The organism is Nocardioides sp. PD653-B2, from assembly GCF_002117935.1.
In the GTDB taxonomy this organism is placed as follows: Bacteria; Actinomycetota; Actinomycetes; order Propionibacteriales; family Nocardioidaceae; genus Nocardioides.
The window spans coordinates 25437-52072 of record NZ_BDJE01000041.1; the positions used below are offsets into that span (position 1 = coordinate 25437).

A 26636-nucleotide genomic window follows, 5' to 3' on the forward strand; every position below is an offset into this window, starting at 1 on the left:
GGCTAGGGGCTGCGTCGCTGCTCCCAGGCCGAGGTCAGCGCGCGCAGCCGGCCGGCGAGGCCCTCGATGTCCCCGGCCGGGGCTTCGGCGAGCAGCGCGTCTTCGAAGGCGAGCTGCGCGGGGACCACGTCGTCCACGAGCGCGACCCCGGCGTCGGTGAGGACCACCAGGGACGAGCGGCCGTCGGCCGGGTTCGTCGACCGGCTCAGCAGCCCCCGAGCCTGGAGGGCGTTCAGCCGCATGGTGATCGCGGAGCGGGGGGCCAACAGCGTCTGGGCCAGCGATGTCGGGCTCAGGGGTTCGTCCGAACGGCGCAGGGCAGACAGCACGTCCAGCTCACCGCGGGTCAGCCCGTAGCCGGCGAGGAAGGCGTCGCTGGCCTCGAGGACGAGCCGGGCAGCGCGCAGCAGCCGGTGGATCACCCCGAGGCTCGTGAAGCTCAGGTCCGGGCGCAGCCGGGCCCACTCGCGCTGCATCCGGTCCACGACGTCGTCGCCGGCGGGCATGCCGTCTGCGTCCTGGTCCATCCGTGTCCTCCCGATCCGTGGCCCCGGTCCTGCCCAGATTAGTTCATCACTGTAGTAACCTGGTGGTACTTCACTCATGTAGCAACTCGGAGCGACCCCATGACGCAGGCCACCCCGCCTCGCTCCTGGTGGGCGACGGTCTTCGACCTGGGCCCGCACGCCGGCGCCCACTGGACCGCCGGGCGCGCGAGCCTGGCGATCCTCGTGCCCCTGGTGGCCTGTTGGGCGTCGGGCCGCGGCGAGCTGCTGCTGTATGCGGCGATCGGCGCCTTCGCCGCCCTGTACGGACGACACGAGCCGGCCCGGGCACGCCTGGCCATGCAGGCGCAGGCGAGCGTCGTCCTGGTGGTCGGCGTCGCCGTCGGTGCCCTGGTGGCGACCCTCCCGTTCCGCCTCTGGCTGCTCATCCCGGTCGGGGCCGCCTGGGCCGGGGTCGCGGTGCTGCTGGCCGAGTGGGGACGATGGCATCCGGCCGGAGCGCTCAACCCGGTCTTCGCCCTCACTGCCTCGGCCACCGTCCCGATCCCGCTGAGCACGGTGCCCGCGGCCGCCCTCACTGCGGCCGGCGCGGCCGCCTTCGCGCTCCTGCTGGCCCTCCCGGGGTGCAGCGCCCGCGACGAACCGGCGCGGCGTCGGCTGCCGACGCGCGGCCTGCGCCCGCCCGACCAGGCGGGCCGCCACGCCGCCCGCTACGTGCTCGGCATCGGCGCCGCGGGCGTCGCCGTCGCGACCACCGGCATCGGCCACCCCTACTGGACCTTCGTCACGGCATCCGTGCCCATGTCCGCACCCGACCTGCACGCCCGCCTCGCGCGCGCCGCCCAGCGGGTGATCGGCACGGCCACCGGGCTCGGCGTCGCAGCCCTCGTCCTGGCCGCCCATCCCACCGGCTACACCGCGATCATCGTGATCGCCGCGCTCCAGGCCTGCACCGAGCTGACCACCGGGCGCAACTACAGCCTCGGCCTGGTCTTCTTCACCCCGATGGCGCTTGTGCTCGGCGACCTCATGCTGCCCGCCTCGATCGGCACCCTGCTGGCTCAGCGCGCCCTCGAGACCCTCCTCGGCCTCGCGATCGCGCTGGCCGCCACCCTCATCACCGATCCGCGAGAGTGAGACATCCGGCTCTGCCGCGGTCGCGCTACGCGCCGGTCGCCCGCCGGCGTCCGAGCCGGCGCGGAGCTCAGCGCGCGGACCGGGAGGCCAACCAGCTGGCGAACTCCGTCGCGACGATCCGCTCGTCGTGGACGCCGGCCGCCTCCGGCGAGCACAGCCAGCGGATCGGGCCCGCCATCACGTCCGCCGGCAGCAACCCCTCCCGTGCCTCGAGCGGCAGGTCCTCGGGGATCATGCCGCTCTCGGTGGCGCCGCCGGGCAACACCTGGTTCACCGTGATCGGCGTGTCCGCCAAGTCGGCCGCCATGATCCGCGCCAAGGCCTCCGCGCCGGCCCGCGCCGGCCCGTACGGGACGAAACCGCGTCGGACCATGGTGGAGTGGTTCATCGTCACGTTGACGATGCGGCCCCGGCCGGCCGAGAGCATCCGCGGCACCACGGCGCGGGCCACCAGGAAGTACCCGGTCAGGTTGGTGGCGACCAGGTCGCGGAACCCGGGCGGGCTGACCTGCCAGAACGGCTGCGGGTCGGTGAGGAACCGAGGGTTCACCGTCCGCATGCCGATCCCGGCGTTGTTGACCACCACATCGATGCCGCCGAAGGCGCGGACGGTCTCCTCCACCCCGCGCTCGACGCTCTCCTCGTCGCGCACGTCCATGGCGACACCGACCACTCGGGTGTCCTCCACGCCACCGTCCGCGGCGAGCCGCGCCGCGGCGTCCGCGGTACGCGCGGGGTCCCGGCCCGTGATCGCCACGTGGGCGCCGGCCTCGATGAGCGCGGCGGCCATGGCGTGACCGAGGCCGCTGGTGCCGCCGGTGACGAGCACGCGTACGCCGTCCGCGCGGAACTCGGGTGCCACCGGCTCCTCGAGTGGCTGGATGTCGCCTGCGCGCCCTCGCGGAGGAGAGGCGTTCGAATTCTCGTCCATGACTCGTCATTACCCCACGGGCACCGTGCGGATGCTGGTCGACCTCGCGGAAGTCTGCCGCCGCATGTCCCGGGCCGGGGGTCTCACCCTGGCGCCCGGACGGTCCGAGAGGTGGTTCATACTACGAACGTGTCAGGCTCGACAGAGGCTGGCTTCGCGGACGTGGTGTAGTTGCAGCACGCTTCCCTTCCAGGGAAGGGGTCGAGGTTCAAATCCTCGCGTCCGCTCCACCCTCTCGGCTACGTCGCGCCGGGGAACCCGTGTTGGCGCCACGCCTCGTAGGTCACCACCGCCGCCGAGTTGGACAGGTTGAGGGACCGGCGCCCGGCCACCATGGGGATGCGGAGTCGGTCCGTGACGCGCTCGTGGCTCAGCACCTCGTCCGACAGGCCGGTCGGTTCGGGGCCGAAGAGCAGCACGTCGCCGGGCTGGAACTCGACGTCGGTGTACCACCGGGTGGCGTGGGCGGTGAAGGCGAAGACCCGCGACGACGCCAGCGCCGCACCGGTCAGCGCGGTGTCGAGGTCGGGGTGCACCGTGATCGACGCGAGGTCGTGGTAGTCGAGTCCCGCGCGCTTCAGCTTGGGCTCCGACAGGTCGAACCCGAGGGGTTCGACCAGGTGCAGGCTGGCGCCGGTCCCGGCCACCATCCGGATCGCGTTGCCCGTGTTGGGTGGGATGCGGGGCTCGAGGAACATCACGTGGAACACGCCTCAAACTATCGGCCGACCTCCGCGTGCCGCGATGCAGCCTCCTGGAGCCTGGCTCGTGACCGGCTCCTCGGGCATCGGGAGCGAGCAGCCCGGGCGTCTCGACGAGATCGATGGTCGGCGCCTCCGGCTACGGTGCTGGTGTGCCACAGAGAGAAACCAAGAGACTGAACGACGAGGTCATCTACGAGCACATGCTCGCCTTCGGCGACTTCACCACGCCGGCTGCCATGGGCAAGCGCATCGGCTTCCACCGGGTGACCGTCCGACTCGCCTTCCTGCACGGCCTCGAGCTCGGGCTGTACGAGACCCGCGACAGCGAGAAATGGACCAACCCGGTCACGGGTGGTCCGGCCACCGAGTACCGGGCCGTCCCCCGCGGGACCTCGTAGCCGGGTCGTCAGACGAGGTCTACGGCGCGCACCGAGGCGGCGTCCATGGCGTGCTGGATGTCCGCGAGCGTGTCGGCCGAGATGGCCGAGTCGACGGACAGCGCGACGAGGGCCTGGCCGCCCTTGGCGTCGCGGGAGACCTGCATGCCGGCGATGTTGACGCCGGCGTCACCCAGGATGCCGCCGACGGTGCCGACCATGCCGGGGCGGTCGCCGTACGTCAGGAACGCGAGGTGCTGGGTGGGCTCGAGGTCGACGTCGAAGCCGTTGACCTCGACGATCCGCTCCCGCTGGTTGATCCCGACCAGGGTGCCACTGACCGAGACCTGTGAGCCGTCGCCGAGCGTGCCGCGGATGGTGATCAGGTTGCGGTGGTCGGGGCTCTCCGGGTCGACCACGAGGCGTACGGCGGTCCCGCGCTCGGCCGCGAGCAGCGGCGCGTTCACATAGGAGACCTGCTCCTCGACGATGTCGGCGAAGACGCCCTTGAGGGCGGCCAGCTCGAGCACCTTGACGTCGAAGTCGGTGATCTCGCCGCGCACCTCGACGTCGATCTGCTGGGCGACCTCGCCGGCCAGACCGGTGAAGATCCGGCCGAGCTTCTCGGACAGCGGGATGCCGGGCCGGACGTCCTCGGCGATCACGCCGCCCTGGACGTTGACGGCGTCGGGCACCAGCTCGCCCGACAGCGCGAGCCGGACCGAGCGGGCCACGGCGATGCCGGCCTTCTCCTGTGCCTCGTCGGTGGAGGCACCCAGATGGGGCGTCGCGACGACGTTCTCGAGCTCGAAGAGCGGGCTGTCGGTGCACGGCTCCTGGGCGAAGACGTCGAGGCCGGCTGCGGCGACCCGGCCCTCCTTGAGCGCGGAGTAGAGCGCGGCCTCGTCGACGATGCCGCCCCGCGCCGCGTTGACCAGGACCAGCGACGGCTTGACCCGGTGGAGCTGCTCGACGCCGATCAGGCCGACGGTCTCGGAGGTCTTGGGGAGGTGCACCGACATGAAGTCGGACTCCGCGAGCAGGGTGTCGAGGTCGACCAGGCGGACGCCCATCTGGGCGGCGCGACCGGCCTGGACGTAGGGGTCGTAGGCGATGACCTTCATGCCGAAGGCCGACAGGCGCTGGGCGACGAGCACCCCGATCCGGCCCAAGCCGACGATGCCGACGGTTTTCTCGTAGAGCTCGATGCCGGTGTAGCGCGACCGCTTCCACTCGCCGTTCTTGAGCGCGGCGTGGGCCGGCGAGACGTGGCGGGCCGCGGCGAGCATCAGCGCGACGGCGAGCTCGGCGGCGGAGACGATGTTGGAGGTGGGCGCGTTGACGACCATCACCCCGGACTGGGTCGCAGCGCGGACGTCGACGTTGTCGAGGCCGACCCCGGCGCGCGCGACGACCTTGAGGCGGGGCGCGGCGGCCAGCGCTTCGGCGTCGACCTTCGTGGCCGAGCGGACCAGGATCGCGTCGGCGGTGGCGATGGCCTCGAGGAGCTCGCCGCGGTCGGCGCCGTTGCAGTGCCGGATCTCGAAGTCGGGACCGAGCGCCTCGACGGTCGCGGGGCTCAGCTCTTCGGCGATCAGGACGACAGGCATGCTCACAGCGGTTCATTCCTCGGCATTGGTGCGGGATGAATAACGACCGGTGGACCGGTCGGGCACGGCGCTGTGCTTCGCGAAACTGTACCCGACCGGTCCGGGATAACCGGTGGCGTCCACAGCCCGGAGTGCCTACCCTCGAGAGGTCGTATCCCCTCCCGGTGGCAGGTCGATTTGAAGCTCTGAGGTGCAGGCCGTCCTCCCTCCCACCGAGAGCTTCGTCATGTCCTCACCCACCCCTGTCATCAGCGCCTCCCGGCTCGACTTCACCTGGCCGGACGGCACGTCGGTCCTCCGCGGCCTCGACCTCCTCGTCAGCCCCGGACGCTCCGGCCTCGTCGGTGTCAACGGCGCCGGGAAGTCCACCCTGCTGCGTCTCGCCGCCGGCGTGCTGCAACCCACCGGCGGGCACGTCCACGTCGCCGGCGAGGTCGGCTACCTCCCGCAGGACCTCACCCTCGCCGTCGACCAGCCGGTCGCCGACTTCCTCGGCATCGGCGAGGTACGACGCGCGGTGCGTGCCGTCGAGGGGGGCGCCGTCGACGAGCACCTCTTCGAGACGATCGGCGACGACTGGGACGTCGAGGACCGCGCCGTCGCCGAGCTCGGCCGGCTCGGTCTCCCCGGCGACCTGCTCGACCGGAGGCTCGGCGAGATGTCCGGCGGCGAGGTCACCCAGCTCGGGCTGGCGCGCCTGCTGCTGCGCCGTCCCGACGTGCTCCTCCTCGACGAGCCGACCAACAACCTCGACACCGACGCACGAGCACGCCTGTACGACGTCGTCGAGGGCTGGACCCGATCGCTGCTCGTCGTCAGCCACGACCGCGACCTGCTCGAGCGGATGGACCGGATCGGCGACCTGCGCGACGGCGTGGTGCGCTGGTACGGCGGCGGTCACTCGGCGTACGCCGCCCAGGTCGCCGCCGAGCAGGCGGCGGCCGAGCAGGCCGTGACGAGCGCCCGGTCCGACGTGCGCCGGCAGCGCAACGACCGGGCCGAGGCCGAGCGGGTGCTCGCCCAGCGCCGCCGTACCGCCAGGAAGGCGGAGGCCACCACGGGCCTGGGCAAGGCGGCGATCAACACCAAGCGCAACCAGGCCGAGAAGTCCGCCGCGAAGTACCGCCACGTCCACGACGACCGGCTCGACCAGGCGCGCGAGCGGCTCACCGACGCGGAGTCGCGGCTGCGCGAGGACCGGGAGATCCGCATCGACCTGCCCGGCACGGAGGTGCCCCGCGGCCGGGTGGTGCTGGACGGCGACGACCTCGCGGTCGCCGGCCCGGACCGGATCGCGGTCGTCGGGCCCAACGGCTCGGGCAAGACCACGCTCCTGCGGCGGCTCGCCGGCCAGGCGCGGGTGCCGGTCGCGCTCCTCCCCCAGCGGCTCGACGTGCTCGACGACGACGGGTCGGTCTACGCGAACGTGGCGGCGCGGTCACCCGGCGCCGACCCCAACCTCGTCCGCGCCCGGCTCGCGCGCTTCCTCTTCCGGGGCGCGCTCGCCGACAAGCGGGTCGGAGACCTGTCCGGGGGTGAGCGCTTCCGGGCGACCCTGGCCGCGCTGCTGTTGGCCGACCCGGCGCCGCAGCTACTGCTGCTCGACGAGCCCACCAACAACCTCGACTTCGCGTCGTACGACGCCCTGGTCTCCGCGCTCGAGTCGTACCGCGGGGCGCTGGTCGTGGCCAGCCACGACGAGGGGTTCCTCGAGGACATCGGGGTCGAGCGGGTGCTGGACCTCGGGGCCGAGGGCGGTCCTTCGCGCCGGGCGACCTGACCAGCGGTGAGTGAGCACCCGGCCCGGACGAACATCGGTTGCGGGCTCACCGCCGGCCGGTCGTCGCACGCGCGGCGTCGCCGCCCCGGTCGCGGGAGCGCTCCCTTGGTCACAAACCGCAGGATTTCGGCCTGAATCTTTGCGGTTTGGGACCAAACCGCAAAGCGATCGGCCGGGTGACTGACAGGCTGAGCGTCGTGCACCTGGAGACCGACCGCCTGCTGATCCGGCCCTGGCGCCACGAGGACGCCGCCCGACTGCTCGACATCCAGAGCCGGATCGAGGTCGTCAAGTGGCTGGGCGACGGCGAGCCCGTGCTGATGAAGGACCTCGACGAGGCGCACCGGAGGATCGACCGGTACGCCGAGCTCAGCGCCACCCCGCCGCTCGGCTTCTGGTCGGTCGAGCGGGTCGCCGACGGTGTCGTGCTCGGCACGGTGCTGCTGCTGACCCTCCCGCACGCCGATCACGGCGAGGTCGAGATCGGCTGGCACCTGCACCCCGACTCGTGGGGACACGGCTACGCCAGCGAGGCCGCGCGGGCGGTGCTCGGCCACGGCTTCGACGCCGGGCTCCCGGAGATCATCGCCGTCAGCCACACCGACAACGTCGCGTCGCAGGCGGTGATGCGCCGCCTCGGCATGGAGGACCGCGGCATCGTTGACACCTGGTACGAGGGCGAGTCGGCCTGCTTCGTCATGACCGCCGACGCGTGGCGGGATCAGGCGAAGAGCGACTGACCGACGTACTCCCCCGGCTTGATGCCGGACGGTACGGCGAACAGTGCGGAGCCGGTCACCTTGAGGTACTCCATCAGCGCGTCGGACTTCGCCATCGCGTTCTGGATCGGGATGAAGTGCGTGTCGGGGTCGCAGACGTAGGCGATGAAGAAGAGCCCCGCGTCGAGGCCGCCGATCGCGTTGGAGCCGTCGACGAAGTTGTAGCCGCGGCGCAGCATCCGGGCCCCGTGGTTGAAGTCGGGGTGCACCAGCCGGACGTGCGCGTCCTTGGCGATGACCGGGCCGTTGCTGCCGGGCATCGAGAAGTCCGGCTCGGTGAACTCGGTGCCGCCGGACAGCGGGGCACCGGTGTCCTTGGTGCGGCCGATGAAGTCCTCCTGGTCGCCGAGGGTCTGCCGGTCCCAGATCTCGATGTTCATGTTGAAGCGGCGGGCCACCAGGTAGGAGCCGCCGGCCAGCCAGTCGGCCTTCGCGTCGGCGCCGGGGGCGACCCAGACGTGCTCCTCGACGTCCTTCGTCTCCTCGGACTTGATGTTGGACGTGCCGTCCTTGAAGCCGAAGAGGTTGCGCGGCGTGGACTGGGCCGTCGAGGTGGTCGACGTGCGGCCGAAGCCGAGCTGGGACCAGCGCACCGCCACGGTGCCGAAGCCGATCCGGGCCAGGTTGCGGATCGCGTGCACGGCGACCTGCGGGTCGTCGGCGCACGCCTGGACGCAGAGGTCGCCGTACGACTTGGCGGGGTCGAGCACGTCGGCCGGGAAGTGCGGCAGCGTGCGCAGCGCCTGGGGCTGGCGGTCGGCGAGGCCGAACCGGTCGCGGCCGTCGTCGTCGCGGAAGAGCGTCGGGCCGAAGCCGAAGGTGATCGTGAGCCCGCCGGCGGGCAGGCCGATGGCCTCGCCGGTGTCGTCGGGCGGCAGGTTGACCGAGCCCTCGGTCGGGCCGATCTCGCCGGCGGGCAGGCCCCGGGTCATCCGGTCCGCGGCCTCGGTCCAGGCCTTCAGCAGCGCGACCAGCTGGCCGCGCGAGCTGGTGGTGACGTCGAACGCCGCGAAGTGCAGCCGATCCTGGGCGGGCGTGACGATGCCGGCCTGGTGCTCCCCGCGGAACGCGAAGGCGTCGCCGCCGCCGGGAGCGGGCTCACCGTCGGCCGCGGTCGCCCGACCGGCCGCGAACGCGCCCGCGGCCAGCCCGGCCGCGGCGACGCCGCCGCCGACCAGGCCGCGCCGGGAGAGCCCGCGGCCCTGCTTCTCCTGAGGCTGCTGCTCGTTCAGGACAGCACCGCCGCGGTGAGCCGGGACAGCGGCTCGGAGAGCGCGTTGACGGCGTTGGCGAGATCCTTGATCTCGTCCTGGCCGAGCTGGTCGTAGAACGTGAAGCCGGTGTCGGTCTTCTGCGCGTCGAGCAGCGTCTGCAGGTCGGCGAAGCGGGCGGTCAGCGTCTTCGCGAGCGCGGGGTCCTTCTGCTCGACGATCGGCTCGAGGCCCTCGAAGCCCACCCGGGCGCCGTCGACGTTGGCCTGGAAGTCCCATAGATCGGTGTGCGACCAGTACTCCTCCTCGCCGGTGACCTTGCCGGCCGCGACCTCCTCGAGCAGGCCGCGCGAGCCGTTGGCGATCTGGTCGACCGTGTAGTCGAGGCCCTGGACCCGGTTGTCGAGCGTGGTGATGTTCTTCATCAGGTCGTCGGCGTAGAAGGCGCGCTGCTTGGGGGTGAGCGGCGTGTAGTCCTCCGCGAGCTGGGGCCACAGGTCCTTCTCGATGCGGTGCCAGCCGGTCCACTTCTGCCCGGGCTCGAGGTCGGCCTCGCGGGCGTCGGTCCGCGGGTCGAGGTCGCCGAACGACTCGGCCACGGTCTCGATCCGCTCCCAGTGCGTGCGGGCCTCGGGGTAGAGCGCGCGGGCCTCGTCGTCCTTGCCGGCCTCGTAGAGGTCGACGAACTCCCGGGTCTTCGCGACCAGCTGGTCGGACTGGTCCTGGACGTACGCCGAGTAGTTCGTCAGCGCGGCGTCGACCAGCTCCTGGTCGTCGGCGGAGACGCTCGGCTCGTCGGCGGACTCGGTGACCGTGAAGTCGGCGCGGATGCCGTCCCCCTTCATGCCCGGCTTGCAGGCGGTGAAGTACGACCCCGCGGGCGCGTTCACGACCAGCTGGCGCGACAGCTGCGGGCCGACGTTCTCGACCTCGGCGACGATCCGGAGGCCGTCCTCGCCCAGCAGGTAGAACTCGGTGACCTGGGAGCCGGCGTTGGTGACGTCGAAGGTGAGGGTGCCCGAGGGAGCCTCGGCCGTCGAGACGTCGCAGCCGTCGTCGGTCGAGGTGACCGAGACGGTGCGGGCGTCACCGGCGTCGCCGCCGCCGGCCGGGGCGTTCTCGGTGCAGGCGGCGACGAGGGGCGTGGCCAGCAGCAGGGCCACGATCAGGGGCGTGCGCATCGGGTGTCAGGATCCTTCGGTCGTCGGAGCCGACTCGGCGGCTGCGGGGACGGGGTGGTCGGCGGGCGTGCCGGTGGGGGCGACGGGAGCGCTGCGGCGGCGGACGCCGCGGATGAAGAGGGTCATCGTCACGGCGACGTAGAGGACCCAGACCACTGCCTCCAGCCAGGTCGTGGCCGGCGAGAAGTTGAAGACGCCCTTGAGGATCGTGGCGTACCAGCTGGTGGGGTCGACCGTGTCGGAGACGTCCCACGCCAGGTCGTCGACGCCGGGCAGGATGCCGGCCTCCTGGAGGTCGTGGGCGCCGTACGACAGCACGCCGCCCGCGACCAGGATCAGGAAGCCGCCGGTCCAGGCGAAGAACTTGCTGAGGTTGATCGAGATCGCGCCGCGGTAGATGAGGTAGCCGAGGACGACCGCGGTGGCGATGCCCAGGGCGGCGCCGGCCAGCGGCTGCCAGGACGCGTTGCTGTCGCGGGTGGCGGCTTCGGTCGTCGACCAGAGGAAGAGCGCGGTCTCGAGCCCCTCGCGGCCCACGGCCAGCATCGCGACCACCACGAGGCCGAACCACGTGCCCTCGGCCGCGTCGTCGATCTGGCCGCGCAGCTCGCCGCTGAGGCCCCGGGCGGCGCGGGCCATCCAGAAGATCATCCAGGTGACGAGGGCGACCGCGACGATCGACAGCGTGCCGCCGATGGCCTCCTGGGCCTCGAACGTCAGACCGCGTGGACCGTAGAACAGCGCGAAGCCGAAGCCGAGCGACACGAGGACGGCGATGGCGACGCCGGCCCAGATCCGCGGCAGCAGGTGGCGTCGGCGGGTCTTGACGAGGTAGGCCACGAGGATGCTGACGACGAGCGCCGCCTCGAGGCCCTCACGCAGGCCGATCAGGTAGTTCGCGAACACGAAACCCGATCGTACGCCGAGGAGTTAGGTTTGCCTAACCATTGTTGGGACTTCTCGCCTGGTGGGTCAGATCGCGCAGCCGTCGGGCCCGCAGGCCTCCGCGTCGCCACCGGCCATCTGCAGGGTGGGGTGCGCCTCGCTCCACGCCTGGTCGAGCACCTGGCTGAACGCCGCGGCGGGCTGGGCGCCCGCGACGCCGTACTTGCGATCGATCACGAAGAACGGCACGCCGGTCGCGCCGTACGCGCGGGCCTGGGCGATGTCGGCGGCGACCGCCTCGGCGTACTCGTCGCTCGCCAGCACCTCGCCCACCCGGGCCTCGTCGAGGCCGGCGGAGGTCGCGACGGCGGTCAGCACGGCGTGGTCGCCGACGTCCTCGGCGCGCAGGAAGTACGCCGCGAGGAGCGCCTCCTTGAGCTCGCGCTGCAGGGCGGGGCCACCGGTCTCCAGGGCGAGCTGGAGCAGTCGGTGCGCGTCGACGGTGTTGGTGTGCACGGTCTCGAAGAGCCGGAAGGCGAGGCCCTCCTCGGCGGCGAGGTCGACGAGCTGCTGCTGCATGTCGCGCATCTCGTCCTCGCTGCGGCCGTACTTGCGCGCGATCACGGCGGTCGACAGCTCGTGGCCGTGGTGCGGAGCGCTCGGGTCGAGCTCGAAGGAGCGGTAGACCACCTCGACCTCGTCGGCGTGGTCGAACGTCGACAGGGCGGTCTCGAGACGACGCTTCCCGACATAGCACCACGGGCAGACGACGTCACTCCAGATCTCGATGCGCATGTCGGTGGAACCAGCCACCCGGGCCGCACATTCCCGGCCTGCCGGGTGCCGCGTCCCCCGGCGCCCCCAACCGCGCCCTCGACGGGTCCGCGGTCAGCGCCCGGACGTCTGGTCCGGCAGGTCGCGGGGCAGCAGGTCGACCAGCGGCACGTCCAGGACCTGGCTGAGCGCGACCAGCGTCGTGAGGCGCGGGTTCATCGGCGTCCCCGGCTTGGACTCGCCCTTCTCGAACTTCTGGTACGTGTACGACGCGATGCCCGCCGCGTGCGCGACCCGCTCCTGGCTGAGGCCGGTCGCTTCACGCGCTCGCACCAGGTTGTGGCCCAGCTCGCGCGCGAACGCCTCCCAGGTCGGACGTGATTCGCGGCCAGGCACGCGTCCAGCGTTGCCTGTCGACAGGTCGGAGATGGTCATACCAGTATGGGAAACGGCTGATGATCGCCTCACCTGTGGACAACGCGCGAGATCGGAGGCCCGATGTCGGCTGCGAGTCCTACGGTCACCAACCAGGGACCAGCCCCACTCCCCGCCGGGAAGGCACAGGCATGACGAACGGCAACCACCACCCTCCAGGTGACGGTGACGGTGACGGCGAGGCGCATCGCCACTCCCGCCGGAGCGAGACCTGCCCCTCGTGGTGCACGGGCGAGCACCGCGAGGTCGTCCACCCCGAGGACCACGTCCACCGCGACCGCGGCGCGGTCTTCGCCGCGGTGCTCGCCGATGTCGACGCGACGACGCTGCGCCACCTGCCTCGCCCGTCGGAGATCGTGGTGCAGCTGGTCCAGGGCCCGGCAGACGCGGACGCCTGGGTCGTCATCGCCGAGAGCGAGGACGCCGACCGCGCGATGATCCTGACTCGTGAGAGCGCAACCCGGCTCCGGCACTGCCTCCCCGGCGAGGACTGACGGGCTCCGCCCGAGGTCTCCGGTGCGATGTCAGGGCGCTCGGGGGCTCGGACCGGTCATCCACCCCGCGAACAGGCCGGCACCCGGGGGCAGGATCAGCGAGCACGACCCGAAGGCACCCTCGAGCGTCGCGACCAGGCACGTCCGCCCGGCCCTCGGGCCCGCCTCGAGCTCGACCCGGGTGATCTCCGAGCGCCGGATCTCCAGGACCTCGGTCCGCGGGTGCCGCAGCGGTGACGTCGACGCAACGAGGATCGCGTCCGGGACGACCACCACCAGGCATTCGCACCGGAGGTCCGACTGGAGCACCGAGGTGGGGAACGACAGCATCACCTCCCGGCCGGCGAGCCTCGGGTCGAGCGCCTCGCGGACCCGCTCGTGGGTCGACCGGCCGACGGTCACCATCGCGGCGTCCCCGGTGGCCCGGGCCGCGGCGACCAGGCCCGCGACGACCGCCGTACGGCAGCTGCTGCCCGGCGGCACGTCGATGTCCACCCGGGCAAGGTACCATACCTGTATGGCCATACGCGTCGATGCGGCGAGCGGTCGACACCGGCCGGCGTGGGCGGTCACCCACGCCGGCTCGGCAGGTGGTCAGCGGGCTGAGGTGCCCTCGACGTAGTCGGAGTCGTGCGACTTCACCCAGGCCATCAGCTTGCGGAGCTCGCGGCCCGTCTGCTCGATCGGGTGCGCCTCCCCCTTCTTGCGGAACTCCGTGAACTCCGGCGAGCCGTTGTCCATGTCGGAGATGAAGCGCTCCGCGAACTTGCCGTTCTTGATGTCCTCGAGGACCGCCTCCATGTTGGCCTTCACGTCGGGCGTGATGACGCGGGGGCCGGAGACGTAGTCGCCGAACTCGGCGGTGTCGGAGACCGACCAGCGCTGCTTGGCGATACCGCCCTCGTACATGAGGTCGACGATCAGCTTGAGCTCGTGGAGGCACTCGAAGTAGGCGACCTCGGGCTGGTAGCCGGCCTCGGTGAGGACCTCGAAGCCGTACATCACCAGCTGCGAGGCGCCACCGCAGAGGACCGCCTGCTCACCGAACAGGTCGGTCTCGGTCTCCTCGGTGAAGGTCGTCTTGATGCCGCCGGCGCGCAGGCCGCCGATCCCCTTCGCGTACGACAGGGCGAGCGGCCAGGCGTTGCCGGACGCGTCCTTCTCGACCGCGACGAGCACCGGGACGCCGCGCCCGTCGACGTACTCGCGACGGACCAGGTGGCCGGGGCCCTTCGGGGCGACCATGAAGACGTCGACACCCTCGGGCGGGGTGATGTAGCCGAAGCGGATGTTGAAGCCGTGGCCGAAGACGAGGGTGTCGCCCTCGGCGAGCTGCGGCTCGATCTCCTCGGCGTAGAGCTTGCGCTGGTGCTGGTCCGGCGCCAGGATCACGATGACGTCGGCCTCTTCGGCCGCCTCGGCGGGGGTCAGGACGCGCAGGCCCTCGGCCTCGGCCTTGGCCCGGCTCTTCGAGCCCGGCTGCAGGCCGATGCGGACGTCGACGCCCGAGTCGCGGAGGGACAGCGCGTGGGCGTGGCCTTGGCTGCCGTACCCGATCACCGCGACGTTCTTGCCCTGGATCAGGGACAGGTCGGCGTCGTCGTCGTAGAACATCTCAGCCACGGGGGCTTCTCCTTCTGTAGGGGTGTTACGTCAGCCCGCTGCGGGCGGGGCAGGGATGGTGACCGGGCGCAGGTTGCGCTCGGAGATGGAGCGGGAGCCGCGACCGATCGCGACCATGCCGGACTGGACGAGCTCGCGGATACCGAACGGCTCGAGCACGCGGAGCAGGTCGGCGAGCTTGTCGGCGTTGCCGACGGCCTGGATCGTCACGGCGTCGGGAGCGATGTCGACGACCTTGGCCCGGAAGAGCTGCACGGTGTCGAGGACCTGGCCGCGGGACTCGGCGTCCGCCCTGACCTTGACCAGGAGCAGCTCGCGGTTGACCGACGCGGGGCCGTCGAGCTCGACGATCTTGATCACCTCGACCAGCTTGTTGAGCTGCTTGGTGACCTGCTCGAGCGGCGAGCCCTCGACGTTGACCACGATCGTCATCCGCGAGACCTCGGGGTGCTCGGTCGGGCCGACCGCGAGCGAGTCGATGTTGAAGCCGCGGCGGCTGAAGAGGCCGGCGATCCGGGCGAGCACGCCGGGCTTGTTCTCCACCAGGACCGAGAGCGTGTGCTTCGAGTCGGGAACGGCGTTCACGGCCGCACCTCCAGGTCATCGTCGTCGTCGAACCTCGGCGCCATGTCGCGGGCGTACTTGATGTCGTCGTTGCTGGTGCCGGCGGCGACCATCGGCCAGACCATCGCGTCGCGGTGGACCCGGAAGTCGACCACCACCGGCACGTCGTTGATCCCCATCGCCTTGGTGATGGTGGCGTCGACGTCCTCGGGGCTCTCGCACGCGAGGCCCACGCAGCCGTAGGCCTCGGCCAGCTTCACGAAGTCGGGGATCCGCTTGGAGTGCAGGTCGGTGTTGGAGTAGCGCTCGTTGTAGAAGAGCGTCTGCCACTGGCGGACCATGCCCAGCGACTCGTTGTTGATGATCGCGACCTTGATCGGGATGTCGTTGATCGCGCAGGTGGCGAGCTCCTGGTTGGTCATCTGGAAGCAGCCGTCGCCGTCGATCGACCAGACGGTGGAGTCGGGCATGCCGACCTTCGCGCCCATCGCGGCGGGCACCGAGAAGCCCATGGTGCCGAGCCCACCGGAGTTGATCCAGGTGTTCGGGTGCTCGTAGCCGATGAACTGCGCGGCCCACATCTGGTGCTGGCCGACCCCGGAGGTGTAGATCGCCTCCGGGCCGGCGATCGCGCCGAGCCGCTCGATGACGTACTGCGGGGAGAGCCCGCCGTCGGTGGGCTTGTCGTAGCCGAGTGCGTACTTCTTCTTCACGCCCGCGAGGAACTCGACCCAGGACTCGTAGTCCCCGGTGTGGCCAGCGTCGGCCTCGGCCCGGAGCGCCACGACGAGGTCGCCGATGACCTCGCGGCAGTCGCCGACGATCGGCACGTCGACGGCGCGGTTCTTGCCGATCTCGGCCGGGTCGATGTCGGCGTGGATGATCCGGGCGCCGGGGGCGAACGTGTCGAGGTTGCCGGTCACCCGGTCGTCGAAGCGGGCGCCGAGGCTGATGATCAGATCGCTGCGCTGGAGGCTGGCGACCGCCGGGACGGTGCCGTGCATCCCGGGCATGCCGAGGTGCTGCGGGTGGCTGTCGGGGAACGCCCCCCGGGCCATCAGGGTCGTGACCACGGGGATGCCGGTGAATTCCGCGAGCGCGCGCAGCTCCTTCGACGCCCGCGCGCGGATGACGCCGCCGCCGACGTACAGCACCGGGCGTCGGGCCTCGAGGATCAGCTTCGCGGCCTCCCGGATCTGCTTCGAGTGCGGCCGGGTCACCGGGCGGTAGCCGGGCAGGTTGAGCTCGGCGGGCCAGGCGTACGTCGTCATCGCCTGGAGCGCGGACTTCGCGACGTCGACGAGCACCGGGCCGGGGCGACCGGTCGAGGCGATGTAGAACGCCTCGGCGACGGTGCGCGGGATGTCGGCCGGGTCGGTGACCAGGAAGTTGTGCTTGGTGATCGGCATCGTGATGCCGCGGATGTCGGCCTCCTGGAAGGCGTCGGTCCCGATCTGCATCGCGCCGACCTGGCCGGTGACGGCCACCATCGGCACGGAGTCCATGTGCGCGTCCGCCAGGGGGGTGACCAGGTTCGTGGCCCCGGGACCGGAGGTCGCCATGCAGACGCCCACCCGCCCGGTGGCGGCGGCGTACCCCTGGGCGGCGTGACCCGCGCCCTGCTCGTGCCGCACCAGAATGTGGCGGATCGAGGAGTCCATGAGGGGGTCGTACGCCGGGAGGATCGCGCCGCCCGGGATCCCGAAGATGTGCTCGGTCCCTGCGGCCTCCAGCGACCTGATCAGGCTCTGTGCGCCCGTCATCTGCTCGCTCATCGGATCTGCTTCCTGTCTCGCTGCTGCCCGTGCCCTGCCCAACAAAAAACCCCTCGGCCCGGTGGGGCGGCGAGGGGTGACGTGCGCGCTCGAGTCGAGGTCGACTCAGCCCACACGTCGCGTGCGTACAAGAATGTCCTTGCGCATGGGCTCACGGTAGCCGCTCGCCCTCGCAGCCGTCATCCGAGTGTGCCACGCGTCCCAACATGCGGGACGGGCGTCTCACTCCGTGGCGGGCTCGCGGCCGTCCGCGGTGCACACGCAGACCTTGTTGCCGTGCGCGTCGGCGAGCACCCAGAAGGCCGGCACGTCGTCGGTGCTGACCAGGGTCCCGCCGGCGGCGACCGCGGCCGCCACCCGCTCCTCGGCGACCTCGCGCGGGACCACGATGTCGAGGTGGAAGCGCTGCTGCACCTCGCCGGTCGCGTCGGGGGCGGGCTGGAACCAGAGCGCGTTGTTGCGGCCGCCCGGGTCGACGACGTCACCCGGGCCGGCGTCGTAGCCGAGCACGGCCGCCCAGAACGGCTGCACCTCGCCGGCGTCGGGCACGTCGAGGGCGAGCTCGAGGGTGGAGACCTCCCGCGGTGCCGCCTCGACGCCGAGCTCGGCGGCGATCTCGGAGATCCTGCGGGCCAGGGCGAGGTCGCGGCTGGTCACGCCGTGCACGTCGTGGCTCTGCAGGTCGACGTCCACCTGGGGGTAGGTCAGCGCGACGTCGGGGTGGTGGTCGGCCTCCTCGGCAGCCTGGGCGATCCGGGTGACCAGCTCGAGGCCCTTCGCGAAGCTGCCGGTCTTGAAGCGGGCGTGCAGCTTCATGAGGAAGAAGCGCCAGTCGTCGAGACCCTCCTCGGCCACCACCTCGGGGTAGCGGAGGGGCTGCTTCGGGTCGCGGTCCTGGATGTCTCGCTCGCTCATGGGAGCACCACCTGTCCGATCGGTCCGGGTTTGACGGCTGCCTCTCCACCCTCGCACAGCATCCCGACAAGTCGGGACGCGCTGCCCTGACGACCGGGACGCCGGGTGGCCCAGCCTGGAGGTCGTCCACCACCACGACCCAGGAGAACCACCGTGACCACCACCAGCACCACCGGCCAGCAGCGCGACGAGCTCGAGCTCCGCCCGCGGCGCGTCACCCCCACCGCCGGCCGCGCATGGGCCTTCGCCGGTGCCGCCGCCGGCCTCGCCGGCGTCGTCGGCATCCAGGCGTCGCTCCAGATCGACGCCGTCTACGACGAGACGTACGCCGGCGACGCCGAGCGGATCGCGGACCGGCTCGGCGACTTCGTGCCGCAGCTCCTCGCCCTGCACTTCTCGATGGTCGGGGCGGCCCTCCTCATGCTCGTCTTCGCCGCCGGTCTGCGGCGGCGGCTCCGGGCCCAGGCGCCGGCCGACAGCCTGCTGCCGGAGGTCGCCGCGGGTGGGCTGTTGCTCACCGCCGTGGTCGCCGTCCTGGGTGCCGGCTTCACGACCGAGATCGTCTTCGGCGTCAGCAACGACGACGTCCGGCTCGACCCGGAGTTCGCGGCGCTCGTCGGCCACTGGGTCGGCACCATCCCGTGGCTGTGGGTCGGCGCGGGCGTCACCGGCGTCACCGTCGCCGTCGCGGCCCTGCGGCACGCCGCCGCACCGCGGTGGATCGGCTGGACCGCCGCCGTCCTCGGCGGGATCACGATGCTGTTCGGCATCTCGCCGCTCCAGTACATGGCGGGCTTCACCGGCCCCGTCCTCGTCCTGCTCCTCGGCGTCGGCTTCGCCTTCGGCGACCGCCACAACCGAGCCGTCGGCTGACCGGCACCGGTTCACCGAAATCCGTCCGATGCCACCGCTGCGGAGCCTAGGGTTCGGCCCATCATGAGTGTGGAAACCGCCCCGGGCGCTCCACCGCCGCCGGCGCCCGCCGGCCTCCTCCAGGCGGACCCGGAGCGCCGTGACCGGCCCCGTGCCGGCATCGGCCGATCCCGGGCGGCCGCGGCGATCGCCGTGGCCGCCTGGGCCCTGGCCGTGGTCGCGGTGGCGCTGCTCGTCCTGGCCCGGCCCACCGTCGACCAGAACCTCCTGTTCTTCGTCGTCGACGTCGCCGTCGCCTGCGTGTACGGCACCGTCGCAGCCGTCACCCTGAGCCGTCGTGCCCACCCGGTGCCGTGGCTCCTCGGGCTGGCCGCGGTCGGCGGCGGGCTCGCGGCCTTCGGCTACGCCTACGACCTGTGGTCGGCCCGGCCCGGCGGCCTGGACCCGAGCAGCCACGTGGCGCTCCTGCAGAACACCGCGTGGGTGCCGGGGACCCTGGCGCTCTTCCTCGTCGTCCCGTGGCTGGTGCGCGACCACCCGCTCGGCCTGGAGTGGGTCGGGCTGCTGGCCGGCTCCGCGCTCACCCTGACCATCACGACGGTCGAGATCCTCGAGGGCAGCGGCCTCGAGGAGCTCTACTGGACCGCGATCGGTCTGGGGCTCGTCACCGCACTGTCGGTCGAGCTGCGGCACCGGCTCGGGCCGGTCGAGGAGCGCAACGGGCTGGGGTGGCTGGTGGTCGGTACGACGATCCTGTCGGTGTCGTTCGTGCCGGTCCTCTCGCCGTGGACGTGGCTGCCGTACTGGATCACGCCGATCCTGCACCTCGCCTCGCAGACGGTCTTCCCGGCCGCGGTGCTCGTGGCCGTGCTCCGCAACCGGATGTGGGGGCTGCGGATGGTCGTCAGCCGGGCGGTGCTGGCCGGCCTGATGGCGACCGGGCTGCTCGGGCTCTACCTGGTCGCCACCCTGCTTCTCGCGCAGGTCCTGCCCGGCGACGGCGTGCCCCAGCTGCTCGCCGCCGGCGCGGTCGCCGTGGCCGTCCAGCCGGCCCGGCTGGTGCTGGCGCGGCGCGTGCACCGGCTCGTGTACGGCGACGCCTCCGACCCGGGCCGCGTCGTACGGCGGCTCGGCTCCCAGCTGGTCGGCAGCGCGACCGTCGAGGAGCTGCTCGGCGGCGTCACCGAGGACATCGGCCGCTCGATGCGCCTCGAGTCGGTGACGGTCCTCGCCGAAGGCCTCGGCCCGGTGGGGTGGGGCGAGCCGACCGAGCCGCCGACCCGGGTCGACCTCCGGCACCGGGGCGAGCGGGTCGGCGTCCTCGAGGTCTCGCCGATCCCCGGGGAGTCCCTGTCCGCGCGCGACCTGACGACGCTCGGCGACCTCTCGTCGGTCGTCGCCGCCGCCGTCGCCGTGGCCCGCGCGGCCGCCGACGTGGCCGACCTGCGCACCCGGCTCTCGGAGGTGCGGCTCGAGGAGCGGCGGGTGATCCGGCGCGAGATCCACGACGGGCTCGGTCCTTCGCTGGCCGGGATCCGGCTCGGCCTCCAGGGCGCCCGCAACCTGCTGCGCACCGACCCGGAGGCCGGGCTGACCCTGCTCGACCACCTGCAGGACGAGGTCGAGGCGGCGACCAACGGTGTCCGCAGCCTCTCCCACCACCTGCTGCCACCGGTGCTCGACGAGCTCGGCCTCGCCGCCGCGCTGACCGAGCTGGCCGGCCGCTACGCGGGCAGCGGGCTGGAGGTCACGGTCGACAGCGACCGCTTCGTCGACCTCGACCCGCAGCTCGCGGCGGCGGCGTACGGCATCGTCAGCGAGGCGACCACCAACGTCGTGCGCCACGCGGGAGCGACGCACTGCTGGATCCGCGCCGCGCGCGAGGACGGGTGGCTCGTGCTGACCGTCGGCGACGACGGCACCGGCGTGCACGCGGACGCCGTGCCGGGCGTCGGCAGCCGCTCGATGCGGGAGCGGGCCGCCGAGCAGGACGGCAGCCTGCACGTCCGTCCTCGACCCGAGGGTGGCACGGAGGTCCGTGCCGTCCTGCCCGTCCCGGGAGCTGCCCGTGCCTGATCCCACGCTGCGCGTCGCGGTCGTCGACGACCACCCCGTCTTCCGGTTGGGGATGGCCGGGCTGCTCGCCTCCCTCGACGGCATCGAGGTCGCCTGCCAGGCCGAGAGCGCCGCCGAGGCGATGGCGCGCATCGACGCGTCCGTCGACGTCGTCCTCATGGACCTGCACCTCGGTGCCGACTCCGGCATCGAGACGACCCGCGACCTGGTCCGCGCGCTGCCCGGACTCGCGGTCCTGGTGATCACCATGGACGAGGACGACGAGTCGGTGGTCGCCGCGATGCGCGCCGGCGCCCGCGGCTACCTGCTCAAGAGCGCGTCACCCACCGAGGTCGAGCGCGGCATCCGTGCGGTCGCCAACGGCGAGGCGATCCTCGGTCCGCAGGTCGCCTCGCGCGCGATGGCGACGCTGACGTCGGGCCGTACGGCGGTGCGGGTGCCCTTCCCCGAGCTGTCCGACCGCGAGCGCGAGGTGCTCGACCTGCTGGCGCGGGGCTACGACAACGCGACCATCGCGCGCCGGATGGTGCTGTCACCCAAGACCGTGCGCAACCACGTCTCGAACGTGCTCACCAAGCTCGGTGTGCCCGACCGGGCGCAGGCGATGATCAGGGCCCGGGACGAGGGGCTCGGAGCCTCGTGAGCTGACCGCCGGGGCGGTCAGGCCAGCGTCTGCGTGATCTCGCGCCGGTCGCCGTCGACCACGACATGGGCCAGCGCCCCGTTGACCAGGGGCAGGTACGGCGCGACGTGGCCGCACTCGACGTCGAGCACCACCGGGACGTCGAGGCCGCCGAGGGCGTCCGCCACCGCCTCGGCCTGGGTCATGTCCGACACGGCCGGGGCCGACGTCCGCCCGATGAGCACCGCCGACGCGTGCTCGAACCAGCCGGCGTAGCGCAGCGAGTGCAAGGCCCGCGCGATCGTGTAGGCGCCGTCCTCGCACGCCTCGAGGTAGACGACCAGGCCCTCCTGCGCGTGCGACCGGCCGAAGGCCGCCACGTCGCCGTACGGCGTGGCCGCGAGCGGCCCGACGGTCTCGATGCAGCCACCGATCAGCCGGCCCGAGACATCCACGGGAGAGCCGTCCAGCACTCGCCACGACCCCACCGCGTCGAGGGTCAGCCGCGACACCGCGGGCCGGCTCACGTAGTCGTCCCGGCTCGTCGACCGCCACCGGCCCGGGCTGGACTGCGTGAACGGGCCGGGAGCCGAGGCCAGGGTCGTCCAGTGCAGCAGCCCCTCCGGGGGCGAGTACGGCGTGTCCATCAGGTTGCTGCCGTGCAGGGTCGCCCAGCCGAGCCGCAGCGTGATCGGCAGCATCACGGTCGTCAGGTCGCTGTAGCCCACGAACCAGGTCGGCTCGGCGGAGGCCAACGCGTCCCAGTCCAGCTGGTCGAGGAGGTCGATCGCGAGCTCGCCGCCCCAGGGCGGGACGACCGCGCGGATCGACGGGTCCACCAGCATCGCCGTCAGCTCGGCCGCCCGCGCCTCCTTGGGCGCGGACACCACCGACGGCGTGCCGAGGCAGTCACCGACGACCGGCTCGTAGCCGCGGTCGCGCAGCGACGACAGCGCCACCTCGAACCGCGCCCGCATCTCGGGCTGGACCCCGCTCGACGGCGCGGTCACGCCGATCCGGTCTCCGGGGACGAGCGGCCGTGGGAAGCGCATGCCTCAGGCTGTCAGCCCGTCGAGCGTCTCGCGAACGATTTCCAGCCCGCGGCGGACCTCCTCGAACGACGTCGACAGCGGCGACAGCCCGATCCGCAGGCCGCCCGGATCGCGGTAGTCGGGGATCACGTCGCGCTCCCACAGGGCCGCGGTCACCTCGCGCATCAGCGGGTGGTTGAGCGTCACGTGCCCACCTCGCTGCTCGGCAGAGCGCGGCGACGCCAGCACGACGCCCGCCGGTGCGAGCAGCTCGTCGGCGACCTCCACGGCGTACGACGTGAGCGCGACCGACTTGGCGCGCACCGCGTCGATCCCGGCCTCGTCGAGGAGCGCGAGCATGTCCTGCAACGCGATCATCCCGACGATCGGCGGGGTGCCGGAGAGAAAGCGCCGGACCCCCTCGGCCGGCGCGTAGCTCGGCCCCATCAGGAACGGGTCGACGCTGCCGAGCCAGCCCTGGATCGGCTGGGTCAGCTCCGCCAGGTGGCGCGACGCCACGTAGGCGAACGCCGGCGAGCCCGGGCCGCCGTTGAGGTACTTGTACGTGCACCCGACGGCCAGGTCGACGTCGCAGGCGTCCAGCTCGACCGGCACCGACCCCGCCGAGTGGCAGAGGTCCCAGAGCACCAGGGCCCCGGCCCCGTGGGCGATCCGGGTCAGCTCGGCCATGTCGGCGAGCCAGGCCGAGCGGTAGGCGACATGGCTGAGCACGACCAGGGCGGTCGCCGGCCCGACGGCCTCCTCGAGCAGCGCGGCCGTCACGCCGGCAGTGGTGTCGACGTCGATCCAGCGCAGCGTCAGACCGCACTCACGGGCCACCCCGGCGGCGACGTAGCGGTCGGTCGGGAAGTTGTCGCGGTCGATGACGATCTCGGTCCGGCCCGGACGCGCGGCGGCCGCGGCGCGCATCAACTTGTAGAGCAGCACGGTCGTCGAGTCACCGACCGCCGTCTGGCCGGGAGCGGCACCGACGGCGATCCGGCCGATCTCGTCGCCGATCCGGTGCGGCAGCTCCATCCAGCGCTCGTCCCAGCCGCGGATCAGCCGCCCGCCCCACTCCTCCTCGACGAACGCCGCCAGCCGCGGGCCGGTCACCGAGAGCGGCCGGCCCAGCGAGTTGCCGTCGAAGTACACGAGCGGCGACGAGGCGCCGACGAAGCGTTCGCGGTACGACGCCAGCGGGTCGGCGTCATCGAGGGCGTTCATGCGCCCATGTCTACCGCAGGGGCCCGGGCATCAGCAGCGCGCCGCGGGGCGCCCCGGGCAGCTCACGCCGATCCCGAAGACCTCGGTCTGGCTGAGACCCGCGCGGTCGGTGACCCTGATCCTGACCGAGTACCCGCCGAAGTCGAGCGCCGTGGCGGTCGAGAGCTCACCCTCCGAGGTGATGGAGAAGGCGCCGATCGTGGTCGTCGTCCGGCAGCGCGCGCGGACCGGGCAGCCGCTGACCAGGGTGTAGGTCAGCTGGTCGCCGGCGTCGTGGTCGGTGGCGCTCGCGTGTCCGACGACGGTGCCCACCGGCGTGTCGACGGGGAGGGAGGTGACGTCGAGCGCGAGGCCGAACGGCGCCTCGTTGACGTCGTCGACGGTGACCGTGAAGTCCTGCTCCACGCTCAGGCCGCGACTGTCGGTGACCTGGATGCGGAGGGCCCAGGTCTGGGTGTCCTCGTGGTCGAACTCGAAGGCGGTCGTGACCTCGCCCGCGGCCGACACCTCGAACGGGTCCTCGGGGAGGGGCGACATCCGGCAGCCGCGGTGCGCGGCCGCCCGGCAGCGCACCGGGACCACGAGCTCGTAGGTCAGCGCGTCGCCGTCGGGGTCGGTGGCGACGGCGTTGCCGACGACGGTGCCGGCCGGCTGGTTCTCGTCCACGTGGTCGTCGGTCAGGTGCAGGTCGTACGGCGCCTGGTTGACGGACGGCGCCTCGTAGACGTCGGTCGCGGTGATCGTCAGGGACCTCTCGAACGTCGCGCCGGCCGCGTCGGTCACGCGGACCCGCACGCTGTAGGCGCCGCCGGCCTCGTGGTCGAGCTGGCTCGCGGTCCACAGCTGGGCTCCGGCGATCGAGAACAGTCCGTTGTCACGGTCCCCCGCGCCGGCCACCAGGGCGTAGGTGAGCGTCTCGGGCTGGTCCTGGTCGGTGCCGGCGAGGGTGCCGACCAGGGTCGGGGCCGACAGCTCCGGGACGGAGGCGGGACTCAGCTGGAGGTCGGTCGGTGCGTCGTTGGCGTCGGTGACCGTGACGTCCAGGTCCTTCTCGACCGTGCCGGCAGCCGTCGTGGCCTGGACGCGGACCGTGCGCAGCGCCGCGGCCTCGTGGTCGAGCGGTGCGGTGGTGCGCAGCTGGTCGCCGACGACCGTGAAGTCGGGAGCGCCGACGACGGCGTACGTGCCGGTGGCGTCCGCGCCGACGGTCCCGAGCGTGCCGACCGGGGTGCCGGCGGGCAGGTTCTCGGCGACCGAGCCGCCGGTCAGCGTGATGTCCGTCGGCGGCTGGTCGACGACGTCGCGCACCGGGACCGTGAAGCGGGCCACCCGGTGCTTGCCGTCGGGGCTGGTGGCCTGCACCCGGATCCGCAGCTGGGGCGCGGTCTCGAAGTCCAGCGGCCCGGCCACCGTCAGCCGACGCTCCCGGATCTCGACGAGAGCGTTGTCGCGGGAGCCCGCGCCCGGCACGAGGCGGAACGTCGACTCGGTGCGGCCCGCGGAGAGCCGGCCGATCGAGGTGCCGACACCGGCGTCCTCCGGCACGCTCGTGGAGCTCAGCCGCATCGGCCCGGGTCGCTCGGCGACCGCGGCCTGGCTCGGAGCACCCCCGACCAGCAGTCCGGCAGCGACGAGCGAGGTGACGAGGGCAGAGGTGAGAGTGCGCACGCCGCAGCGTGTCAGATTCTCGGTCGCCGCGTGTCCGTTTTGAGGATCAGGGTCGCGGCGCGGTCAGGTCGCGCACCGCGGCGTACCGGTCGCGGACGGCGGGCGTCGGCCCGACCTCCGTCGACACCACGTCGCTCAGCGGCCACGGCGGCGGGTCGGCGCCGCCGGCCAGCACCCAGGCGGCCTGGCGCGCGGCGCCCCGGGCGACGTACTCCCCCGGCTGCGGCAGCGTCACGGGCAGGCCGAGCACCGCCGAGGCGACCTCCTGCACCGCACGCGAGCGGGCCGCGCCGCCGACCATGATGATCCGCTCGACCGGGGTGCCGAGGGCGCGCACCGCGTCGACGGCGTCGGCGAGACCGCAGAGCATCCCTTCGACGGCGGCGCGCGCGAGGTAGGACGGGTTCGCGGTCTCGAGCCGGAGCCCGTGGATCGCGCCCGTGGCGTCGGGCTTGTTGGGGGTGCGCTCGCCCTCGAGGTAGGGCACCAGGACCAGGCCCCCGGCGCCGGCGGGCGCCTCCAACGCAAGCTCGGAGAGCCCGGCGTGGTCGACGCCGAGCATCCGCGCGGCGGCGTCGAGGACGCGCGCGGCGTTGAGGGTCGCGACCAGCGGCAGGAAGCGACCGGTCGCGTCGGCGAAGCCGGCCACCGCACCCGACACGTCACCGACCGGGCGGTCGGCCACGGCGCACGCGACGCCCGACGTGCCGATCGAGAGGACGACGTCGCCGGCCACCGCTCCGAGGCCGAGCGCAGCCGCCGCGTTGTCGCCGGTGCCCGGGCCGAGCAGGGCACCACTCGGCAGCCGGCCGGCGACCTCGGCCGGGCCGAGCACCCGCGGCAGGATCGCGTCGTGGCCGAGGCCGAGCTCGAGCAGGTCGCGGCGGTACTCCCCCGTCGCGGGCGACCAGTAGCCCGTGCCGCTCGCGTCGCCGCGGTCGGTGACCAGGTCGTCGAGGGACGTCGAGCCGGAGAGCTTCCAGGTGAGCCAGTCGTGCGGCAGGCAGACCGCAGCCGTCCGGGCGGCGTTCTCGGGCTCGTGGTCGCGCAGCCAGCGCAGCTTGGTGACCGTGAACGACGCGACCGGCACCAGGCCGACGGCGTCGACCCAGGCTGAGGGACCGCCGAGCTCGGCGGTCAGGTCGAGCGCGGCCTGGGCCGAGCGGGTGTCGTTCCACAGCAGGGCAGGTCGCACGACGGAGCCGGACTCGTCGAGGCAGACCATCCCGTGCTGCTGGCCGCCCACGGCCACCGCCTCGACGTCGTCGAGACCGCCGGCCGCGGCGATCGCCTCCTGCAGCGCCTCCCACCACGCGTCGGGGTGCACCTCGGTGCCCTCGGGGTGGCGGGCGTGGCCGCTGCGGAGCAGCTCACCACTCTCCGCGTCACAGACGACGACCTTGCAGGACTGCGTCGAGGAGTCGACGCCGGCAACGAGAGGCACGCGCAGAGGCTACC

At 72.6% G+C, this 26636-nt stretch carries 26 protein-coding genes and 1 tRNA gene; 9 read left to right on the forward strand and 18 right to left on the reverse strand.

Annotation, left to right across the window (positions count from 1 at the left end):
* Window positions 1–2 precede the first annotated feature (2 nt).
* Window positions 3–527, reverse strand: coding sequence for a MarR family winged helix-turn-helix transcriptional regulator (locus PD653B2_RS25120; RefSeq protein ID WP_165763527.1), 525 nt, complete (start codon window positions 525–527; stop codon window positions 3–5).
* A gap of 99 nt (window positions 528–626) precedes the next feature.
* Here PD653B2_RS25120 and PD653B2_RS17650 point away from each other — a divergent pair, with 99 nt between their 5' ends.
* A complete protein-coding gene (locus PD653B2_RS17650) occupies window positions 627–1643 on the forward strand; it encodes an FUSC family protein (protein WP_085873710.1) in 1017 nt (338 codons plus the stop codon).
* A gap of 67 nt (window positions 1644–1710) precedes the next feature.
* On the opposite strand, the gene PD653B2_RS17655 is transcribed toward PD653B2_RS17650, so the two are convergent.
* Complete coding sequence (locus PD653B2_RS17655; RefSeq protein WP_207559224.1) at window positions 1711–2505, reverse strand: SDR family NAD(P)-dependent oxidoreductase; 795 nt, start codon at window positions 2503–2505, stop codon at window positions 1711–1713.
* 225 nt (window positions 2506–2730) lie between these two features.
* Here PD653B2_RS17655 and PD653B2_RS17660 point away from each other — a divergent pair.
* Window positions 2731–2804 (forward strand) — tRNA-Gly (locus PD653B2_RS17660).
* Between the two features lie 9 nt (window positions 2805–2813).
* Here the strand turns inward: PD653B2_RS17660 and PD653B2_RS17665 are convergent.
* Window positions 2814–3284, reverse strand: coding sequence for a tRNA (cytidine(34)-2'-O)-methyltransferase (locus PD653B2_RS17665; protein ID WP_085873712.1), 471 nt, complete (start codon window positions 3282–3284; stop codon window positions 2814–2816).
* A gap of 143 nt (window positions 3285–3427) precedes the next feature.
* Between PD653B2_RS17665 and PD653B2_RS17670 the strand changes: the two genes are divergently transcribed.
* The gene (locus tag PD653B2_RS17670) at window positions 3428–3676 is read left to right on the forward strand and encodes a hypothetical protein (RefSeq protein ID WP_133058859.1); all 249 of its coding nucleotides are present in this window, start codon (window positions 3428–3430) and stop codon (window positions 3674–3676) included.
* A gap of 8 nt (window positions 3677–3684) precedes the next feature.
* Here the strand turns inward: PD653B2_RS17670 and serA are convergent, their stop codons facing one another.
* A complete protein-coding gene (gene serA, locus PD653B2_RS17675; protein ID WP_085873714.1) occupies window positions 3685–5265 on the reverse strand; it encodes a phosphoglycerate dehydrogenase in 1581 nt (526 codons plus the stop codon).
* 226 nt (window positions 5266–5491) lie between these two features.
* On the opposite strand from serA, the gene PD653B2_RS17680 reads away from it, so the two are divergent.
* Both PD653B2_RS17680 and PD653B2_RS17685 read left to right on the forward strand, forming a co-directional pair.
* A complete protein-coding gene (locus PD653B2_RS17680) occupies window positions 5492–7045 on the forward strand; it encodes an ATP-binding cassette domain-containing protein (protein WP_085873774.1) in 1554 nt (517 codons plus the stop codon).
* 176 nt (window positions 7046–7221) lie between these two features.
* Window positions 7222–7785 carry a GNAT family N-acetyltransferase gene (locus PD653B2_RS17685; protein WP_165763528.1) on the forward strand — a complete coding sequence of 188 codons (564 nt, stop codon included), beginning with the start codon at window positions 7222–7224 and terminating at the stop codon, window positions 7783–7785.
* Here the strand turns inward: PD653B2_RS17685 and efeB are convergent.
* The 5 genes from efeB to PD653B2_RS17710 form a co-directional block, all read right to left on the reverse strand.
* Entirely contained in the window at window positions 7767–9056 is a 1290-nt protein-coding gene (efeB, locus tag PD653B2_RS17690) for an iron uptake transporter deferrochelatase/peroxidase subunit (RefSeq protein ID WP_089504013.1), read from the reverse strand. The two genes, PD653B2_RS17685 and efeB, sit on opposite strands and share 19 nt — an antisense overlap.
* On the reverse strand, window positions 9053–10216 hold the full coding sequence (gene efeO / locus PD653B2_RS17695; RefSeq protein WP_085873716.1) for an iron uptake system protein EfeO: 1164 nt from the start codon (window positions 10214–10216) through the stop codon (window positions 9053–9055). The genes efeB and efeO overlap by 4 nt, the downstream gene beginning before the upstream one ends.
* A gap of 6 nt (window positions 10217–10222) precedes the next feature.
* The gene (gene efeU, locus PD653B2_RS17700; protein ID WP_085873717.1) at window positions 10223–11122 is read right to left on the reverse strand and encodes an iron uptake transporter permease EfeU; all 900 of its coding nucleotides are present in this window, start codon (window positions 11120–11122) and stop codon (window positions 10223–10225) included.
* 66 nt (window positions 11123–11188) lie between these two features.
* Complete coding sequence (locus PD653B2_RS17705; RefSeq protein WP_242665334.1) at window positions 11189–11914, reverse strand: DsbA family oxidoreductase; 726 nt, start codon at window positions 11912–11914, stop codon at window positions 11189–11191.
* Between the two features lie 75 nt (window positions 11915–11989).
* A complete protein-coding gene (locus PD653B2_RS17710) occupies window positions 11990–12271 on the reverse strand; it encodes a helix-turn-helix domain-containing protein (RefSeq protein WP_242665335.1) in 282 nt (93 codons plus the stop codon).
* Between the two features lie 170 nt (window positions 12272–12441).
* Between PD653B2_RS17710 and PD653B2_RS17715 the strand changes: the two genes are divergently transcribed.
* Window positions 12442–12804: a DUF6907 domain-containing protein gene (locus PD653B2_RS17715; RefSeq protein ID WP_085873720.1), complete on the forward strand. Its 363-nt coding sequence runs from the start codon at window positions 12442–12444 to the stop codon at window positions 12802–12804.
* A 30-nt stretch (window positions 12805–12834) separates the two neighbouring features.
* Here PD653B2_RS17715 and PD653B2_RS17720 read toward each other — a convergent pair whose 3' ends face one another.
* The 5 genes from PD653B2_RS17720 to PD653B2_RS17740 form a co-directional block, all read right to left on the reverse strand.
* Window positions 12835–13299, reverse strand: coding sequence for a hypothetical protein (locus PD653B2_RS17720; RefSeq protein ID WP_085873721.1), 465 nt, complete (start codon window positions 13297–13299; stop codon window positions 12835–12837).
* Window positions 13300–13398: 99 nt separating this feature from the next.
* Window positions 13399–14427, reverse strand: coding sequence for a ketol-acid reductoisomerase (ilvC, locus tag PD653B2_RS17725; protein WP_085873722.1), 1029 nt, complete (start codon window positions 14425–14427; stop codon window positions 13399–13401).
* 30 nt (window positions 14428–14457) lie between these two features.
* On the reverse strand, window positions 14458–15012 hold the full coding sequence (gene ilvN / locus PD653B2_RS17730) for an acetolactate synthase small subunit (protein ID WP_085873723.1): 555 nt from the start codon (window positions 15010–15012) through the stop codon (window positions 14458–14460).
* Complete coding sequence (locus tag PD653B2_RS17735) at window positions 15009–16766, reverse strand: acetolactate synthase large subunit (protein WP_089504009.1); 1758 nt, start codon at window positions 16764–16766, stop codon at window positions 15009–15011. The genes ilvN and PD653B2_RS17735 overlap by 4 nt, the downstream gene beginning before the upstream one ends.
* 222 nt (window positions 16767–16988) lie before the next feature.
* Window positions 16989–17681, reverse strand: coding sequence for a 4a-hydroxytetrahydrobiopterin dehydratase (locus PD653B2_RS17740; RefSeq protein WP_085873725.1), 693 nt, complete (start codon window positions 17679–17681; stop codon window positions 16989–16991).
* Window positions 17682–17834: 153 nt separating this feature from the next.
* Between PD653B2_RS17740 and PD653B2_RS17745 the strand changes: the two genes are divergently transcribed.
* From PD653B2_RS17745 to PD653B2_RS17755, 3 genes are all read left to right on the forward strand, one after another.
* Window positions 17835–18554: a hypothetical protein gene (locus PD653B2_RS17745; protein ID WP_085873726.1), complete on the forward strand. Its 720-nt coding sequence runs from the start codon at window positions 17835–17837 to the stop codon at window positions 18552–18554.
* Window positions 18555–18617: 63 nt separating this feature from the next.
* Window positions 18618–20630: a sensor histidine kinase gene (locus PD653B2_RS17750; RefSeq protein ID WP_085873727.1), complete on the forward strand. Its 2013-nt coding sequence runs from the start codon at window positions 18618–18620 to the stop codon at window positions 20628–20630.
* Window positions 20623–21273, forward strand: coding sequence for a response regulator transcription factor (locus PD653B2_RS17755; protein WP_085873776.1), 651 nt, complete (start codon window positions 20623–20625; stop codon window positions 21271–21273). Before PD653B2_RS17750 ends, PD653B2_RS17755 begins: the two co-directional genes overlap by 8 nt.
* Before the next feature lie 17 nt (window positions 21274–21290).
* On the opposite strand, the gene PD653B2_RS17760 is transcribed toward PD653B2_RS17755, so the two are convergent.
* Genes PD653B2_RS17760 through xylB form a run of 4 tightly spaced genes read right to left on the reverse strand, consistent with a single transcriptional unit; the run spans window position 21291 to window position 26622 of the window.
* Complete coding sequence (locus PD653B2_RS17760; protein ID WP_085873728.1) at window positions 21291–22304, reverse strand: S66 family peptidase; 1014 nt, start codon at window positions 22302–22304, stop codon at window positions 21291–21293.
* Window positions 22305–22307: 3 nt separating this feature from the next.
* The gene (locus PD653B2_RS17765; RefSeq protein ID WP_085873729.1) at window positions 22308–23510 is read right to left on the reverse strand and encodes a kynureninase; all 1203 of its coding nucleotides are present in this window, start codon (window positions 23508–23510) and stop codon (window positions 22308–22310) included.
* 30 nt (window positions 23511–23540) lie between these two features.
* A complete protein-coding gene (locus PD653B2_RS17770) occupies window positions 23541–25178 on the reverse strand; it encodes a cadherin repeat domain-containing protein (RefSeq protein ID WP_085873730.1) in 1638 nt (545 codons plus the stop codon).
* Window positions 25179–25224: 46 nt separating this feature from the next.
* Window positions 25225–26622 carry a xylulokinase gene (xylB, locus tag PD653B2_RS17775; RefSeq protein WP_085873731.1) on the reverse strand — a complete coding sequence of 466 codons (1398 nt, stop codon included), beginning with the start codon at window positions 26620–26622 and terminating at the stop codon, window positions 25225–25227.
* Window positions 26623–26636 lie beyond the last annotated feature (14 nt).